General features: G+C 47.9%; 12 protein-coding genes. 3 read left to right on the top strand and 9 right to left on the bottom strand.

Translation table 11 applies throughout. The annotated features are described in order from the left end of the window. Positions 1 to 18: 18 nt before the first annotated feature. From AM1_RS34205 to AM1_RS34235, 7 genes are all read right to left on the bottom strand, one after another. The gene (locus AM1_RS34205) at positions 19 to 255 is read right to left on the bottom strand and encodes a HypC/HybG/HupF family hydrogenase formation chaperone (protein WP_012167697.1); all 237 of its coding nucleotides are present in this window, start codon (positions 253 to 255) and stop codon (positions 19 to 21) included. Continuing rightward, positions 246 to 2750 carry a carbamoyltransferase HypF gene (gene hypF, locus AM1_RS34210; protein WP_012167696.1) on the bottom strand — a complete coding sequence of 835 codons (2505 nt, stop codon included), beginning with the start codon at positions 2748 to 2750 and terminating at the stop codon, positions 246 to 248. Before hypF ends, AM1_RS34205 begins: the two co-directional genes overlap by 10 nt. A gap of 25 nt (positions 2751 to 2775) precedes the next feature. After that, positions 2776 to 3258: an adenosine-specific kinase gene (locus tag AM1_RS34215; protein ID WP_012167695.1), complete on the bottom strand. Its 483-nt coding sequence runs from the start codon at positions 3256 to 3258 to the stop codon at positions 2776 to 2778. Positions 3259 to 3289: 31 nt separating this feature from the next. Next, positions 3290 to 3958, bottom strand: a complete 669-nt coding sequence (locus tag AM1_RS34220; protein ID WP_041661415.1) for a DUF1614 domain-containing protein — start codon at positions 3956 to 3958, stop codon at positions 3290 to 3292. 68 nt (positions 3959 to 4026) lie between these two features. Further along, complete coding sequence (hypB, locus tag AM1_RS34225) at positions 4027 to 4842, bottom strand: hydrogenase nickel incorporation protein HypB (protein ID WP_012167693.1); 816 nt, start codon at positions 4840 to 4842, stop codon at positions 4027 to 4029. 1 nt (position 4843) lies between these two features. Beyond that, positions 4844 to 5185 (bottom strand): hydrogenase maturation nickel metallochaperone HypA, encoded by a 342-nt coding sequence (gene hypA, locus AM1_RS34230; protein WP_010476553.1) that lies wholly within the window; start codon positions 5183 to 5185, stop codon positions 4844 to 4846. Further along, positions 5178 to 5708 carry a hydrogenase maturation protease gene (locus tag AM1_RS34235; protein ID WP_012167692.1) on the bottom strand — a complete coding sequence of 177 codons (531 nt, stop codon included), beginning with the start codon at positions 5706 to 5708 and terminating at the stop codon, positions 5178 to 5180. The genes hypA and AM1_RS34235 overlap by 8 nt, the downstream gene beginning before the upstream one ends. A gap of 263 nt (positions 5709 to 5971) precedes the next feature. On the opposite strand from AM1_RS34235, the gene AM1_RS34240 reads away from it, so the two are divergent. Together AM1_RS34240 and AM1_RS34245 are read left to right on the top strand one after the other, a co-directional pair. Beyond that, positions 5972 to 6547 carry a hypothetical protein gene (locus tag AM1_RS34240; protein ID WP_010476550.1) on the top strand — a complete coding sequence of 192 codons (576 nt, stop codon included), beginning with the start codon at positions 5972 to 5974 and terminating at the stop codon, positions 6545 to 6547. A 62-nt stretch (positions 6548 to 6609) separates the two neighbouring features. Next, positions 6610 to 7497: a geranylgeranylglycerol-phosphate geranylgeranyltransferase gene (locus AM1_RS34245; protein ID WP_238549375.1), complete on the top strand. Its 888-nt coding sequence runs from the start codon at positions 6610 to 6612 to the stop codon at positions 7495 to 7497. Positions 7498 to 7509: 12 nt separating this feature from the next. Here the strand turns inward: AM1_RS34245 and AM1_RS34250 are convergent, their stop codons facing one another. Beyond that, entirely contained in the window at positions 7510 to 8529 is a 1020-nt protein-coding gene (locus AM1_RS34250) for an AIR synthase family protein (RefSeq protein WP_012167690.1), read from the bottom strand. 27 nt (positions 8530 to 8556) lie between these two features. Beyond that, the gene (locus AM1_RS34255; protein WP_238549376.1) at positions 8557 to 13194 is read right to left on the bottom strand and encodes a PAS domain-containing protein; all 4638 of its coding nucleotides are present in this window, start codon (positions 13192 to 13194) and stop codon (positions 8557 to 8559) included. Positions 13195 to 13671: 477 nt separating this feature from the next. Here AM1_RS34255 and AM1_RS34260 point away from each other — a divergent pair, with 477 nt between their 5' ends. Continuing rightward, entirely contained in the window at positions 13672 to 16299 is a 2628-nt protein-coding gene (locus AM1_RS34260) for a glycogen/starch/alpha-glucan phosphorylase (RefSeq protein WP_012167687.1), read from the top strand. The last annotated feature ends 1 nt before the right edge of the window (position 16300 follow it).

Consider the following 16300-nt stretch of genomic DNA (forward strand, 5'->3'; position numbering starts at 1 on the left):
TGTCAATGATTGTTTCCCTTAGACAGGTGGGCTGATATTGTCCAAGAGTTGTAAGGTCCGCTCAGCTTCTTCAACATCAATAACGTTCAAAGCAAACCCCACATGGACAATGACATAGTCACCCACCTCCGCATGGGGAACATAAGCAAGGCTGACGTCCTTCAGAACGCCTCCAAAACTCACTTTCCCCGCCCGTAACAGTGGGTCATCATGATCCAAGATGCTGACAATCTGGCCGGGTACCGCTAAGCACATGGTGAATCTGCCTCGACAAAGGGCTGTTGTCTGTCAAAAGTCTCATTGACCTTGGGAAAGCGTCCCGCATAGTGGCGATGGGCAGCCATGATTTGTCCAAGGGCAATCCCTCCATCATTAGTAGGGACTTGCTGATGCCAGTAGGGGCGATACTGGTTTTCCCGCAACCTGTGGATGGCTTTTTCACTCAAATATTGATTTTGAAAACATCCGCCCGTGAGCACGATATATGGCTCGCCGATTTGATGGGCGATCTGGACAATGATTTCAACCAAAGTATTGTGAAACTTAGTGGAGATCCAGCTAGTATCAACGCCCTGGTCAATATCGGCCAGAATGGCTATCAGCATCGGTTCCCAATCCATCACGAAGGGCAATGAAGAGGAGAGATGGAAAGGATAGTCGTCTTCCGTTGCAACCCTGCCCAAGATAGACTCTAAGGCCATCGCTGCTTGCCCCTCAAAATGGGTGGTTTGCATCAGGTCCGTGAGGGATGCGATCGCATCAAAGAATCGCCCCACACTTGAGGTCAGAGGGGTATTCAGAGACCGATCCAGCATTGACTGCAATACCTGGGCAGACGGCTGGGAAAAAGCCTTCAAGGGCGCTAAGCCTTCCCACTCAAAAATCTCGCCCCCAAAGCAGGTATAGAGCAGCCCCATCGCCGTTCGTCTGGGCTCACGAGCGGCTTGGTCACCACCGGGTAAGAAAAAGGGACGCCAGTAGCCGACCCGCTCAAACCCAGTTGGTGTGATTTGCAGAAATTCTCCGCCCCAGACGGTCTCATCCAATCCATAACCCGCCCCATCCCAAGCAATTCCCAGAACAGGAGCTGCTAAATGCTGCTCTGCCATACAGGCCAACACATGGGCATAGTGATGTTGCACAGATAATAAGGGAACTTGCCATTGCTGAGCTAAAGCTTGGGCAGCTTGGGTGGAAGCATAATCTGGATGAGCATCACAGGCGACCAGGTTAGGTTGGCACTCGTAGAGCTGAAGTAACGCCTGAAGGGTTTGCTGAAAACGGTCGATGGAGGGCACGGTGTCCAGATCCCCCAGATGTTGACTCATAAAAACGTGATCGTCTAAGGAGAGGGCAATGGTGTTCTTTAGATGAGAACCCACCGCGAGGATCGTAGGGCGTTTTGGGGGTCGGGTAGATTGTGGCGTTGCCGATAAGCCTTTGGGGCTGGAATGATGAGACGGAAAAGTGACGGATAGAGGGAGCGGCGCATATCCTCGGGCACGGCGGCGGAGTTGAGTTTGCCCATTGATAACTTGGACAACTGAGTCATCTATAGGGTGCAAAATAGGGCGATTCTGGATCAGAAACAGATCGGCGATAGATTTGAGGTCATCCAAGGCTTTTTCCCCATTGAAGCTGATGGGTGCACCGTTGAGATTGCCACTGGTAGCAACGATGGGGAAGTCGAGGTCGGCCATCAGGAGATGGTGAATCGGAGTGTAAGGTAGCAGTACGCCCAGGTGAGAGCAACCTGGGGCGACTTCATCGGCAATTGGGTCTGCCAGTGAGAGGTGTCTTCGCTGAAGTAAAACAATGGGGGCCTTGGGCGATTGCAGCAGCTCCGCCTCCAGTTCAGATACTTCGCAGGTGTGTTTGACCCGTTCCAAAGATGGGTACATCAAGGCGAAGGGTTTATTGGGGCGCTTCTTGCGCGTTCTTAGCCGCTTTACTGCATCCGAATTGCGAGCATCGACTAACAAATGGAAGCCCCCCACTCCTTTTACCGCGACGATCAGACCCTGACGAAGGGCTACAGCAGCTAACCCGATAGCTCCAAGTCCCTCCGTCTTTTCCGCTATCCCCTCCTGGTTTTGTTGAACGGCCTGTCCCTGAAGCTGATTGCTAACCCAACGTTCCTTCTGCCAATACCCTACTTCAACGATGGGGCCACAGGTAGGACAGGCAATCGGTTGAGCATGAAATCGGCGAGATAAGGGATTCTGATACTCTGACAAGCAATCGGGACACATGTGAAAGCTCGCCATTGCGGTATTACCGCGATCGTAGGGTAAGGCTCGAATAATGCTATACCTCGGACCACAGTGCGTACAGTTGATAAACGGGTAGCGGTATCTGCGATCGCTAGGGTTGAACAGTTCACGGAGACAATCGGCACACGTAGCGACATCCGGCAGCAAGAGGGTGGTTTTAGGGCCGTTTTGGCTGGGACGAATCGTAAAGGTGTGCTCACCCAAAGGTGGAATACACTTTTGCTTGATAGTCTCAATTTCAGCGAGAACAGGGGGATTGGCTTGGAGTTGAGCGAGAAACTGGTTCAACCGTTCAGGGCCACCTTCCACTTCAATCACCACCCCCTGGGTATCATTCGACACCCAACCCCTGAGTTTCAATCGGGTCGCTAAACGGAAGATAAATGGCCGAAACCCAACGCCTTGAACGGCTCCTTGAATCGTTAGTTGGAGGCGCTGATGGGTCATCATCAAATATCCATTCCCTCGATCATCCATAACCAGGCTGCTTTGATTGAGGAGGCTAAAATTTATAGCCAATTTGGCGAAGAAAATCTTGACGCTCCAAGATGTCTTCTTCTCCTTCCACTCCTTTGGGAGAGAAGCCATCGATCACACCTAATACCCCAGCGCCTTGGTCCGTCTTGGCCAGGATCACTTCTACAGGATTAGCCGTCGCACAGTAAATGGTGCAGACTTCTGGGGACTGCTGAATCGCATTCAAAACGCTAATGGGAAAAGCATCTTGCATCAATAGAATAAAACTATGACCCGCGGCGATTTTCTTAGCATTACTGACAGCGATATCTTGGAGTGAAGGGTCGTTGCCCGCAAACCGGATCAGACAAGGCCCTGATGCTTCGCAGAACGCTAGACCAAATTTTGCCTGAGGGCAAGTTCCGACCATAATTTCATATAAATCCTCCACTGTCTTGATGAAATGGCTTTGGCCCAAGATTAAATTTGTATGTTCAGGGACATGCAGGACAACGGTGGTCACTTCCATAGTGCTTCGCCTCACAAAAACCGTCATATCTTTAAGTCAGCAAAAGCGCCAACAAACCACAAAGGGCAATTCCGTCAAAAACCCCGGCGCCGCCAATACTGAGGACACCGCCGCTCATAGCTGTTATATCCCTTAGATGTAATAAATCTGCACCGATTAAGGTTCCTATGATACCTCCAGCAAAAGCCGTCGCTGGAGCATGATTTATTCCCAATAACATTGCCGTTAATGCCGCAGTCAAAGGGGCGAGTAATGGGTTCATCGTAATCCCAATTCCAGGGACGATATGGGCGGCATAGAAACAAACAACGGTCACGATAGATGTAATCAGCAAGATGGCTGCTGGATTAGCCTGTCTAAATTGGTAAATGGCCAGAATAATGGGAATTAAGCCACCCCCCACATTCAGGGCTACGACCTTTGTTTGTCTCATTTTGAGCAATGGAATCCCCCAGAATTGACGTTGGTAGTACATCAAAAAGTTATCCATCGCGTACACAGGTGAGTCCATGCGATAAAGAGGGATATTGATCGTGCTACCCAAAATAACTAAGACCAATAGTGCGAGGGCCACTTGAGGCGTAAATCCTAACTTTGCAGCGGCAAGTTGAACGACATCAATCGTCAATACCAACCAGACGAAGGGTAGGAACAGTAAAAATAAGAGAAACAGCAGTAGAGAAACGGGTAAATAGATCATATGAATCATCCTTACCGTTCTAAACAGTTTTAACTAACCCAGCTAGACTGGTTAGCAACTGTTGTGGGTTAGTTTGAGGATAGTCTGCCAATCTGTAAAACTTGTGAGTTTTGGGGGTGAAACGAAGGTCTGCTTAGGTCTTGGCGACATTGATCCAAATAGGCATACCAAGCATCCATACCCGCTCCCGTTCGAGCCGATACCTCAAATAGGGTAGCTTGAGGAGCGATTTGTTGGAGCGAAGAGATCGCAAGGTCCCGTTGCCATCCCACAGCCTCCGCAATATCCGTTTTATTGATCAAAACGACCTGAGCCGACTTGAACATTGCTGGATATTTTTGGGGCTTGTCTTCGCCCTCGGTGACAGACAAGATGACGACTCTGATTTGTTCTCCTAAATCGAACGCAGCGGGACAAACGAGGTTGCCAACATTTTCAATCACGAGGAGATCCCAAGGTTTGGGCGGGAGTTTGGATAAAGCGTGGCTCACCATCCTGGCTTCTAAGTGGCATGCTGTCCCCGTTGTAATTTGAACGGCTGATACCCCAGCATGGCCTAATCGGTGGGCATCATTATCCGTCGCTAAATCGCCAACAATGGCTCCAATTTGCCAATCATTCCGTTTATCTTGGGCGAGTCGCTCAATCAAAGCTGTTTTCCCCGAACCCGGCGAAGATAGCATATTCACCGTTAACCAGCCCTGGTGCTGAAACAGGACTCTATTTTGATTAGCAATGCGATCATTGTGTTCCAGAATCTTGGCATGAAGGTCAAGGTGGCGAACGCTGGGAGCCTCTATGCTTGTTCCTGCTTGGTTCAATTGAGGGTCATGGCCTTGATGAATCTGGACAGATCCAGCACTACAGCCGCAATCTTCACACATCCTACGAAACCTCCATTGCTGTTAGCTCCAGTTCTCTGCCCTGACGCAAATCGGTAGTGAACTGATGACAAGTGGGACAAACATACACCCAGCTAGTGGGCTGAAAATCCAGATCACAAGCTGAACAGTGGCACATCACGGGCACCGTTTCTACTTCAAGTCGAGCATTCGCAGCCATTGTGCCAGCCGTAACGATTTCAAAGGCGAGAGTGAGGGCTTCAGGAATCACACCCGACAATTCCCCGACCCGCAGCTTAATCCAGTGGATATGCTGAGCACCTTGTTGAGCTGCATGGTCGAAGGCGATGTCTAAGGTGGTTTGCATTAAACTCACTTCATGCATGAGGCTTGATTGAACTGGAAACAGAATCCAGCTGTAACTGAATAAGTTCTTGAATGGCGTCCAGTGCTTCTGCAATGCCTTCCTCTGCCGTGGTGGACAGATGCTCACCCACAGCAAATTCGATGGCTTTGACTTCTACCCACCAGGCTTGGGGATGATGCCCATAGACTGAGTGGGTTAAAGCGAGTAATGAGCGCGGATCACAAGTATGCCCCATGGAAGGGACCGTGCTACCCGTGGTTTCCATTCCCCTAGGGGAAATTTGTGTAATTCTGACCGCCTGATCGGGGTCCATACGGCAGGCATCAATAAAGATTACGGTTTCTGTGTTCGCCAGTTCTGCAGCTAGTTCAGGTGTGAGTTGTTGAACGGTTAACGATCTTACCTGAGGAAGACGCCAAATCGCGACCTCATCTGCAATCCGAGGGCCAATGGCATCATCACAAAGAAGCTGGTTTCCATAACCAATCACTAAGATTGAATGGGGTTTAGTGGGTTGGGGAACGGCTGGTGAAGCGTTCATGAAGATGCATCCTTATACTCATCACCTTGACGATAGGGCTTAAAGTTGAAGAGCTTATGAGGGCTGCCAGGGCTTCAACCACTTCCCTTTTGACTCAATAAACGGATCAATATTGAGGAACTTGTGAGGATGGAAGTTCAAACTGGCCGATCAACCGGCTAAACCAGCAAACTCAATCGTCATAGCGTCTTCAAGTTTATGGCATAGGCTAAAAATGTAACTAAAGCTGCATTGCTCATCCCAATCATTGTGGAGGTGAGAGGATGTTTGCAATAACCCTGCTCCAGATATTGGCGATGATGGGCATCCCTTTAATCGTCACGACTGTTTCATCCCCTATGAATGTCACTGAGCATCCGTCTGTTCCAACCCTGGCCACTTCTCAAACCTGGCGACTGGAATTACTGGCGGATGGGAACTATCAAGTTTGTAGTCTGCCCGAACCTAAAGATGGGCGGGATGGTAATGGGGTTTGCTTTACCTTTGCTAAGCGGGGCGAATACGTGGATGGATATTACGGTTTCCCCCATTCTGGAACCTATATCTGTGTTCAAGGTAAAGCAGAACAGAACCGGGTGAGAGGGCAGGGGTTGGCATTGTCTTGGCCAGGTCACCCTTGGCCTCCAATCACAACGTCACAATACACCTGGCGATTAGATCAGCACTTAACCCTGCAAAATGGCTATGTTGTTCGCAGCGTCAGAGAACAGTCCGGAAGAGTCAATTGGCTTCGATTTGATGAAGTGAAGTTGGATATGGACGGATTCCATCAATATCCAACCGTGAAAATGCGTTCTCCTACTCAACTCTGTGATTGGCAGACACCAACAGAGTTCTGAGCCGAAAGACTTACACCCACCAAGACATACCTAGAGAACGTCAACGCTAAATTCGGAGGTGAATGATGGTTACCCTTCCCTCCTCTCCCAAACAATTTAATTTTCCTAACCTGGTTCAGGGGGTCGCTCAACTCTGCCGTCCCACACTCAGTGTTCTAGCGGCTATGGCGAGCTGTCTCTCAGTATTTGTGCTACAACCTCAGACATCAGTTTGGGTCTATCTACAGACAGCCACAGTATTGATATGTATGACGGCTGGAGCCTTTGCCATCAATGATTTCGATGATATTGAAAAAGATCGTATCAACCATCCTGAACGCCCCCTTCCCTCTGGCACTCTGCTACCTCATCATGCGTGGTGGATTGCAGTGATGCTATTCTGTATTGCTTTAGGCGCAGCAATCCCTCTTGGTCTATCGTGCTGGATTGTAGTGGCTATCAGTGCTCTGCTGCTTTGGAATTATGCCCCTATATTGAATATCAGCGGAATTCTAGGCAACGGTGTTGTATCAATGATTGTTGCGGCTTTAATCTTCTTCGCTAGCCTAGTTGCGGAACGCCCTTGGGCAATGCTCTATCCGAGTATCTTTTTGTTTTTCTATATTTTGGCTAAAGAAATTGTTTGGGATATTCACGATGCAGAGGGAGATCAACAACGGGGGGTAAATACCATTGCAAATCTATGGGGACTAACACCGGCATTTTCAATCGCTTGGGGATTAATAGGGCTACTGCTCATTTCGATTCCCCTAGCCATCGCACGACTCACCATGGCCCATCCGGCCTTGTTTGGATGTTGTGCCATTTTGATGTTGTTAAGCTATGCCCTCGCGCTCTGGCGGTATCAGATCATTCAGACTTCCCAGACCTATACAAACCTAATTGTGCTGGGACGCATAGGAATGATTCTTGGCTTATTCGGGCTATTTGGAACGGTCCCCTCTCTCTAGAAGTACAAGAGCTTAAGGACTGATCACTGTTGCGATCTCATCTCGACTAGGACAAGGTAGCCGTTCCTTCTCCAAGGCTGTTCTAGACCATACGGTGGCATTGCCGGATTGAACATCACCAATCTCGCAACAGGGAATACCAGATGTGTTTAAGGTCCGGCAAATTGATGGTGCATCCCGTTGGGGAGCTGTGAGTAAAAGCGCTCCAGAAGCAATCGCAGCCAATGGATCAATCTTGAAAACACGGCAAATATGGGCCGAGAGGTCTGATATTGGCACTTTCTCAAGGTCGATTACCAATTGACAGTTACTGGCCTGGGCTAGCTCCCAAAGAGCTGCTAGCAACCCCCCTTCAGTCGGGTCATGCATCGCCGAGACTTGTCCAGCTTGGTTTGCAAGTTGGGCATCACGGAGCACACTAATACCAGGCTTATAGAGATAACCCCTCGCCTGAGTCAGCTCATCGGAAGTTAACGCCTGACTGATTTGTTCAGAATATTCGCGAGCTAAGATTGCCGTAGCTTCAATGGGTACACTTTTAGTCAACAAAATGCGATCACCAGGCTTAGCACCGCGAGGAGTAATAAGGCTATCTCGCGCCACTTCACCAATCAGTGTTCCGACAACGATGGGTCGGTCTATGCCATAGGTGATTTCAGTATGCCCCCCAATTAAAGAGACATTGATCTCCTGACAAGCCGTGTAAATTTGCTGATGAATGCGTTCAGCCAAAGTTGCAGTGGTCCTCTGCTCGGGGAGAAGAATAGTGGCCATCAACCAGCGGGGAGTAGCTCCTGTTGTGGCAATATCATTAGCATTAATCTGGACGACATACCAGCCAATGTCATCTGTAACAAAGGTAATGGGATCAGATTTAATGACCCATAACTTTGCTCCTCCATCGACGACAGCACAATCATGCCCAATGCCTGGCCCCAATAAGACTTGAGGATCATGAATGGGAGTTTGAGAGAGAAGGTGGGCCAATAGATGTGAGGGTAATTTACCAACCGGCAGAGGATCCTGTGTCACCTTAACCTCCTCATCTAAAAATATCTTCTAGTCACTTTTATTAGCAGAAGCTTCGGTCTCTGTATCCTGTGATTTTTCTTGCAGGATATTCTGTAACATTCTGAGCAAGGTATCCGAAGAAAAAGGTTTCTGAAGAAAGGCTTTAACACACTGTCCAAGGGATAAAGCAAATGTCTCATCAACTAAGAGGCCACTGGTCACGATGACTTTAAGCTGAGGATTGATTTTTCGCAGTGTTTGAATGGTAGTTTCTCCACTGAGTGTTGGCATCTGCATATCCATCAATACAACATCAATCTCTGTATGATGTTGAGCATACTGAGCAATGGCATCAATACCATCAGCTGCAACCATGACCTGATAGTTGTGCTTTACCAACATACTCTGGGCCACTTCTCGAATCGGAGCTTCATCATCAACGACTAAAACGACCTCGCCCTGCCCGTTAGGACACTCTAATTCTTCTTCCTCTAGACTGCTGACTGATTCAATAGCAGGGAGGTAGACTTTGAATTGAGTCCCTTGACCAACTTCACTGTAGACGGTGATAAATCCATGATGGCTTTGAATAATCTTGTTGACCGTCGAGAGCCCCAATCCGGTTCCTCCCTCAGGTTCCTTGGTAGTAAAGAAGGGCTCGAAAATCTGTTCCTGTAGTTCAGGAGGAATTCCAATTCCAGTATCTGTAACGGTGATCAAGATGTACGGTCCAGCTTGGGCGTTGAGAAAATCTGCTGCAAGGGCTTCATCTAGGGGAAAGTTCATTGCATGGATGGACAAAGAACCGCCCTCTGGCATAGCATCACGAGCATTGACGAGTAGATTCATAAAGACTTGATGTACCTGGGTCGCATCGGCATGAATCGACCAAAGATCGTCAGGGATATGCGTAGATACTTCAATCGATTTAGGAAACGTTTTTAGGGTAAAGTCTCTCAGCTCACTCAGTAAGGGTTTAATGTAAAGAATTGCGCGTTCACCATCTGCGCCCCTGGAAAATGAGAGCACCTGGGTAATCAGTTTTGACCCCCGTTGTGCACAGGTTTGTAAAATCTCAAACTGGTGCTGAATTTGTTCACTGGCATTGGGAAGTTGCAAAGGTAAAAGCTGGGCTACTCCATAGATAGGCGTCAGAATGTTATTGAGGTCATGAGCAATTCCGCTAGCAAGTGCCCCAATACTCTCCAGTCGTTGAGCCCGTAAAAATTGTTTTTCGAGTTTTTTAGCCTGAGTGACATCGGTATTGACAATGAGTATGGCTTTGGGATTCCCTAAACTATCTTTGACCAACGTCCATCGGCTCATCACCGTGATCGCATCCCCTGATTTAGTCACCTGTTGCTGTTCGCCTTGCCACTTTCCATGTTGCCTCACATATTGTTCAATTTCTGCTGCTTTCTCGTCGGTTACTTCTAGTAACTGGCCAACTTCTTGACTAAGCGCTTCCCCCTGAGTCCAGCCATAAAGAGCAGATGCACCTTTGCTCCAGTATTGAATCCGACCATCAAGTCCCTGGACCAGAATGGCATCGGTGGCGACATTCAATAGCGCTGCTAGTTCTGAAATTTGTTCTTGTGATTGCTTGCGTTCTGTAATATCTGTCGCCACGCCATCCAATCGCAGGACTCTCTCTTCGGCATCTTTGATCACCCTGCCCCGATCTAATAGCCACCGAATCGACCCATCCGGCCGGACAATGCGATATTCTACTTCTTGGCTACCCGTCTCCAGGATACGTTCAGAAAAACCGCTAACTTTTGCCCGATCATCGGGATGCATAGCTTGTAACCAGAGTTGTGAATTATCTATAAATGCTGAAATAGGGCGTCCATATATCTCTTCAGCGGCTGGACTAAGGTACAACAACTCAAATGAATCTGCCTTTACGGACCAAACGATATCTTGCAGGGATTCTAGAATATTGTTGAGACGCTGTTGACTTTCTTGGTGTGCAACTTCGGCCAGCTTACCTTCAGTGACATCAAAAATTACGCCATCTATATGGAGAGGTTGACCATTTTGAGCCGGAATAGGTTGTCCTTTTTCCCAAAAGTACCGAATTTGATCCTGTTTATCCTGTATTCGATACTCCACTTGAAATGGCATCAGAGAAGAGACAGCCTCCTGTACGGTTGTAACCACTTGGGGCCGATCTTCTGGCACAATCATCGGATCAATGGAGCAAACTTCTCCGACTGAAAGGTCGATGGAATCATTACCTGTTAATGTTTTGCACTGATCATTCAGAAACACCATTCTATTGTGATCTTCAGGAAAGACCCGATAAACGATCCCTGGTAGATTTTCTGCCAATGTTCGATATTCTTGTTCGCTTTGTCTCAAAGTTTGATCGATTTGGTGCCGATCTAAGGCTTGCGCTAACAAATTGGCCACTGACTGGAGAAAGTCAATATCATTCTCATTAAATAGACGATGGTGGCCGGTATGAGCACCGATTACCCCGTACGTTTGATGTTGCCCTTGAAGAATGACACTCATCCCACTAACGACCTTATGATCCAGTAACAATGGCGGACCGCTAAATCGAGTTTCTGTCTCCAAGTTGTCAACAATGACTGGCCTAGAACTCCGCAATGTATAACCAGCTTGGGACTCTTGCTCAGTCCCAATGATGGCCTGACCCACCAGTCCAGGTTGCCAACCCACCCCGGCCTTCAGCAATAACGATTCACCATCGGGACGTAACTGAAGTACTTTGCAATATTCCACCTCCAAAGTCTGAGAGACGACTCTGACAATTTCATTCATCAAACCATCGATATCTCGACTTGCTAAGGCTAATGCCCCTAATTGAGCCACTGAAGTCTGTTGTCTGGCTCTCAAGGCTAAGGTCTGCTCGATTATTTTTTGCTTAGTGATATCACTGGCGCTTGCATAAATCTGTTGCTGCTGAAGGTATGGTGTGGCGGACCAGAGAAACCAGCGGTAGGAGCCATCATGGCAGCGATATCGATTCTCAAAGGCAATAGTATTAGTGCCCATTGCCAACTGCTCTAATTCTCTGACAGTGGCATCCCGATCCTCGGGGTGAACAAAGTTAAGGAAAGGCTGAGCCAAGAGTTCTTTGATTGAATAGCCTAAAGTGCTAATAAAAGCAGGATTGACGGTTTTAAAGTAACCGTCAAAGCCCGCAATACAGTGCAGGTCCAAAGAAACTGAAAGGAACCGATTACGGTCAGTTTCTGCGGTTTGGCGCTCAAGCTCTGCTGTGGTTTTCTGGGCCAGAATCGTCAGCACCTCTTCTATAAACGCCAGATCGTCAAGGGGCTGTCGGCATAAAACAACAATTAATCCCACTACTTGCTTAGCACTAGAGATGAGGGGAATCCCCAAATACCCTTCTATGCTTAAGTCCCTGAGCATCTGATCATGAGGAAAAACCGCTTGGACGCCCTGATGATACATACAGGATTGTTGTTCAATGACTTCCTCACAGGGAGTCCCAGCTAGAGCATATTCAAAGTTGGATTGGAGCTGTCCTGCCTTTGCCACCGCAAGGGTGCGAATCGTTGCTTGGCCCTCTATATTGACAAGCTGACCAATATGAGCGAAATCTGCAGGGAGTACTTGATTCAGATGTGTCACAAGGGATTGGAAGAAATCCTCACCAGTAGATGTTGCCAGACCTTTAGCCAGATGGTGTCGCATAAGATCTCGGCGCTCTAATTTCGATGTTCGATCTTGCACCAGCTGCTCCAGTTCTTGGTTGCGTTTTTGGAGTAGTTGATGATTTTGGGTCTCCAGTTGCGTGATTTGCTGCTGGAGTAGTTCCACGACCTCATAAATTTCAGCAGGGTCTACGGGTAGCAAGTTCCTCTGGGTGACAATGCCCCGCAAGGTTCCATGTCCATCAGCGACGACTAATCGACGGACTTTTTGCTGCTGCATTTTCTGATGGACGGTCCACAGGGAATCATCTGGAGTAACGAGGGAAAGAGGGGTACTCATCACCTCTTGTGCTTGAGTCTGGGCGAAATCCAGCTCCAATCGCTGAAATTGGACAATATCTCTTTCTGTAATAATCCCGATTGGGCAGTGATTTTCTGTGAGATCATCGGCAGGTTCAACCATAACGATACAGCTCACTCCCTGCAGATTCATGCACTGGGTAATCTGCAACAGTGAGTTAGTAGGTAAAGCTTGAACCACATCTGGGGTCATTACCTCCCTTACCCGACGAATTTTAAGTAAATCAGACGGTTGCAGCAGATTCCGAATTCGGCGAGGGGTCAGTAGTCCTTTCACCTGTCCTTGTTGATCCAGCACAGGTAAATGACGAATGTGCTGTCGATTCATCCGCTCTAATGCGGTGAATACAGTTGAATGCCCATCATCAACCAACGTTACGACGGGTTGGGACATCACTGCTGCAGCGGTGAGTTCACCCAACGAGCGATTCTCAGCAATTAAGCGAACAATGTCGCGTTCAGTGAGAATACCAACCATTTGAGTATCTTCCTCAAACAGTACACAACCCGTTTGTTCGATTCCCAATTGGGGGAGAGTGGGCTGGTTAACCTCATCTGCCATCAAATGGCAATGAAGGGCGGACCGACTCGTAAGACCAATGACTTCTGTTAATGGAGTATCAGGCGCAGCTATGAGGGGTTGCAAATCTAGGGCTGCTTCAAGTGGGAACGTCATGAATTGCTGCATCATCGAACCCACTTGCCCACAATTACTTTCATTTGATTGTAAATGCAGCTCGATTTTATTTTGCAAAAGAAGCATAAAACTCAATCAATGAGTGGTCTAACGTATCGTATTGACCCATATTTGCGGGAGGCGGAATGACTCAATCTTGAGGGATTGAATATATTCTCGTCACAATTTCTTCAACTTTCTCACTTATTGTTTTGGCATTCTTAGCCGTGTGAAAACAACAGATTCCAACGTCCCGCCCGTTCAATTATTTTTAGGTGGAGTGTGGAGAGAATCGTGTATTGCTGTCTACGAACAAACCTACGATTGCAATCTATTTCGGTCTCTATACTTTGGCACGCAAGGTTCATGGGCATCGTTTTACTCAAGGTATTGTCTTGTCTAGATATTGAAGGAATCCATTAGCCCAGACCAGTCTGTACCAAAGAAGTTTTATTGTCGTTATGCCGTCAATTGTTCATGAATAAACCATCTGAGCAACGCTCGCTTAATAGAGCGCAGAACTCCTTTCGTCTTTCGGAACTCTCTCCAGAGCATATTACTGAAATTTATGATTCATTTCATATTGAGGACGACCGAACGGGATTGAGTTCTGAAACGCTACAGCGTGCGATCGCAGATAATCTCTATTACATCCAGGGTAAATTCCCAGAAATTGCCACCCTATATGACTACTACATGGCTGTCGCCTATACGGTGCGCGATCGATTACTGCATCGCTGGATCAACACCGTCAAAACCTACCGTGAACAGGATGTCAAGGTGGTTTGTTATCTCTCTGCTGAATATTTACCAGGCCCTCACTTAGAAAATAACCTGGTTAATCTCGGTATCTATGATCAAGTCCAACAAGCGGTGGAATCCTCGGGATTAGATCTGAGATCCATTTTGGCGCAAGAAGAAGAACCGGGATTGGGGAATGGGGGACTCGGTCGTTTAGCCGCCTGCTATATGGACTCCCTAGCTACCCTGGAAATTCCAGCGATTGGCTATGGCATTCGGTATGAGTACGGAATCTTTGACCAGGAAATCCGAGAGGGTTGGCAGGTTGAAATTACGGATAAATGGTTACGTCTGGGTAACCCCTGGGAAATACCTCGTCCAGAGAACGCTGTAGAGGTCAAGTTTGGGGGCTATACAGAACCCTATACCGATGATCAAGGCGACTACCGAGTACGCTGGATACCTCACCAAGTGGTGAATGGAATACCCTATGACACCCCTATTTCCGGTTATCGCGTAAACACCACGAGCACGATGCGGCTTTGGAAGGCAGAAGCTCCAGAGTCTTTCGATTTTCAAGCCTTTAACGTCGGGGACTATTACGGAGCCGTCGATGCCAAAATTATTTCCGAAAATCTGACCAAAGTTCTCTATCCCAATGATGAACCCATCCAAGGGAAGCAACTGCGTCTTGAACAACAATACTTCTTCGTTTCTTGTTCCCTCCAAAATCTACTAAAAATTCATCTGTTGCGGGGTGACCCGATCGAGACCTTTCATGAGAAATTTGTGATTCAACTCAACGATACACACCCCGCGATCGGGGTTGCGGAACTCATGCGGTTGTTGGTAGATGAGTATCTGCTTCATTGGCAGAAGGCTTGGGACATAACCCAACAAGCCTTCGCTTACACCAATCACACCCTCCTGCCTGAAGCGTTGGAGACCTGGCCTTTGAATCTGTTTGGCAGTCTCTTACCTCGACATTTAGAAATTATTTATGAAATTAATCAGCGTTTTCTCGATCAGGTGCGGCTGAAATACCTAGGTAACCCAGATAAACTCGCCCGCTTATCCTTGATTGAAGAAGGCGGGAGCAAACGAATTCGCATGGCTCATCTGGCCTGTGTGGGGAGTCACGCCATCAATGGGGTGGCAGCATTGCATACAGAACTCCTGAAAGAAGGGGTCCTGAAAGATTTCTATGACTTGTGGCCCCATAAGTTCACCAATATAACCAACGGGGTAACTCCGCGTCGGTGGATGGTATTAATTAACCCTAGGCTAACCCAATTGATTACCCGCGAGATTGGTGAAACTTGGATCACACAACTTGAGGATTTCAAACGGTTAGAATCTTTAGCCGAGGATCCAGCGTTCCGCCAAGAATGGCGACGGGTCAAACGAGCCGTGAAACAGGATCTAGCAGACTATATTCAAGCTCACCAAGGACTGACTCTTAATCCCGATTCGATTTTTGATATCCAGGCCAAGCGCATTCATGAATATAAGCGCCAACATCTCAATGTGCTTCATATCATTACGCTCTATAACCGTATCAAACACAATCCCCGACTCGCGGTTCCACCTCGCACTTTTATCTTTGGAGGCAAAGCTGCCCCTGGCTATCAGATGGCCAAGCTGATCATTAAGCTGATCACGTCGGTGGGAGAAGTCGTAAATCATGATCCTGACATCTGCGATCTCATCAAAGTAGTCTTCCTACCTGACTTCAATGTCACCAACAGTCAGCGAATTTATCCCGCCGCTGATTTATCGGAGCAGATTTCCACGGCAGGGAAGGAAGCCTCCGGCACGGGCAATATGAAGTTCTCAATGAATGGCGCTTTAACCATTGGCACCCTCGACGGTGCCAATATTGAAATTCGCGAGGCAGTGGAGGCTGACAACTTTTTCCTATTTGGGCATACCAGTGAAGATATTGTTGACCTTAAGGCACAAGGGTACGTCCCAAAGACCTTCTATAATACCAATCCAGCCCTGAAAGAAGCGATCGACCTCATTGCCTCAGGATATTTTTCCCATGGGAATCGGGCGCTATTTCAACCCCTAGTGGATCAACTTCTGCAAGCAGATCCCTATTGCTTACTGGCAGACTATCAGTCATATATTGACTGCCAAGATCAGGTGGGACAGGCATTTCAAGATCAAGACACCTGGACCAAAACGGCCATTCTCAATGTTGCTCGGATTGGGCGGTTCTCTTCAGATCGAGCCATTCGGGAATATTGCCGAGAGATTTGGTGGGTTAATCCGGTCTCCATTCATTTGGAGGAATATCAGCAGGCCAAAGCCAGCTTGGCAGGAGAACACTGTCTGGATGCAGATGCATGTCCCTTTTGAG

Origin of the sequence: Acaryochloris marina MBIC11017 (assembly GCF_000018105.1) — a bacterium.
GTDB lineage: Bacteria > Cyanobacteriota > Cyanobacteriia > Thermosynechococcales > Thermosynechococcaceae > Acaryochloris > Acaryochloris marina.

What these genes read in the sequence shown, in the direction of transcription:
- AM1_RS34205 (WP_012167697.1), bottom strand. Translation starts at nt 255, where the DNA reads ATGTGCTTAGCGGTACCCGGCCAGATTGTCAGCATCTTGGATCATGAT.
- hypF (WP_012167696.1), bottom strand. Translation starts at nt 2,750, where the DNA reads ATGGATGATCGAGGGAATGGATATTTGATGATGACCCATCAGCGCCTC.
- AM1_RS34215 (WP_012167695.1), bottom strand. Translation starts at nt 3,258, where the DNA reads ATGGAAGTGACCACCGTTGTCCTGCATGTCCCTGAACATACAAATTTA.
- AM1_RS34220 (WP_041661415.1), bottom strand. Translation starts at nt 3,958, where the DNA reads ATGATCTATTTACCCGTTTCTCTACTGCTGTTTCTCTTATTTTTACTG.
- hypB (WP_012167693.1), bottom strand. Translation starts at nt 4,842, where the DNA reads ATGTGTGAAGATTGCGGCTGTAGTGCTGGATCTGTCCAGATTCATCAA.
- hypA (WP_010476553.1), bottom strand. Translation starts at nt 5,185, where the DNA reads ATGCATGAAGTGAGTTTAATGCAAACCACCTTAGACATCGCCTTCGAC.
- AM1_RS34235 (WP_012167692.1), bottom strand. Translation starts at nt 5,708, where the DNA reads ATGAACGCTTCACCAGCCGTTCCCCAACCCACTAAACCCCATTCAATC.
- AM1_RS34240 (WP_010476550.1), top strand. Translation starts at nt 5,972, where the DNA reads ATGTTTGCAATAACCCTGCTCCAGATATTGGCGATGATGGGCATCCCT.
- AM1_RS34245 (WP_238549375.1), top strand. Translation starts at nt 6,610, where the DNA reads ATGATGGTTACCCTTCCCTCCTCTCCCAAACAATTTAATTTTCCTAAC.
- AM1_RS34255 (WP_238549376.1), bottom strand. Translation starts at nt 13,194, where the DNA reads ATGACGTTCCCACTTGAAGCAGCCCTAGATTTGCAACCCCTCATAGCT.
- AM1_RS34260 (WP_012167687.1), top strand. Translation starts at nt 13,672, where the DNA reads ATGAATAAACCATCTGAGCAACGCTCGCTTAATAGAGCGCAGAACTCC.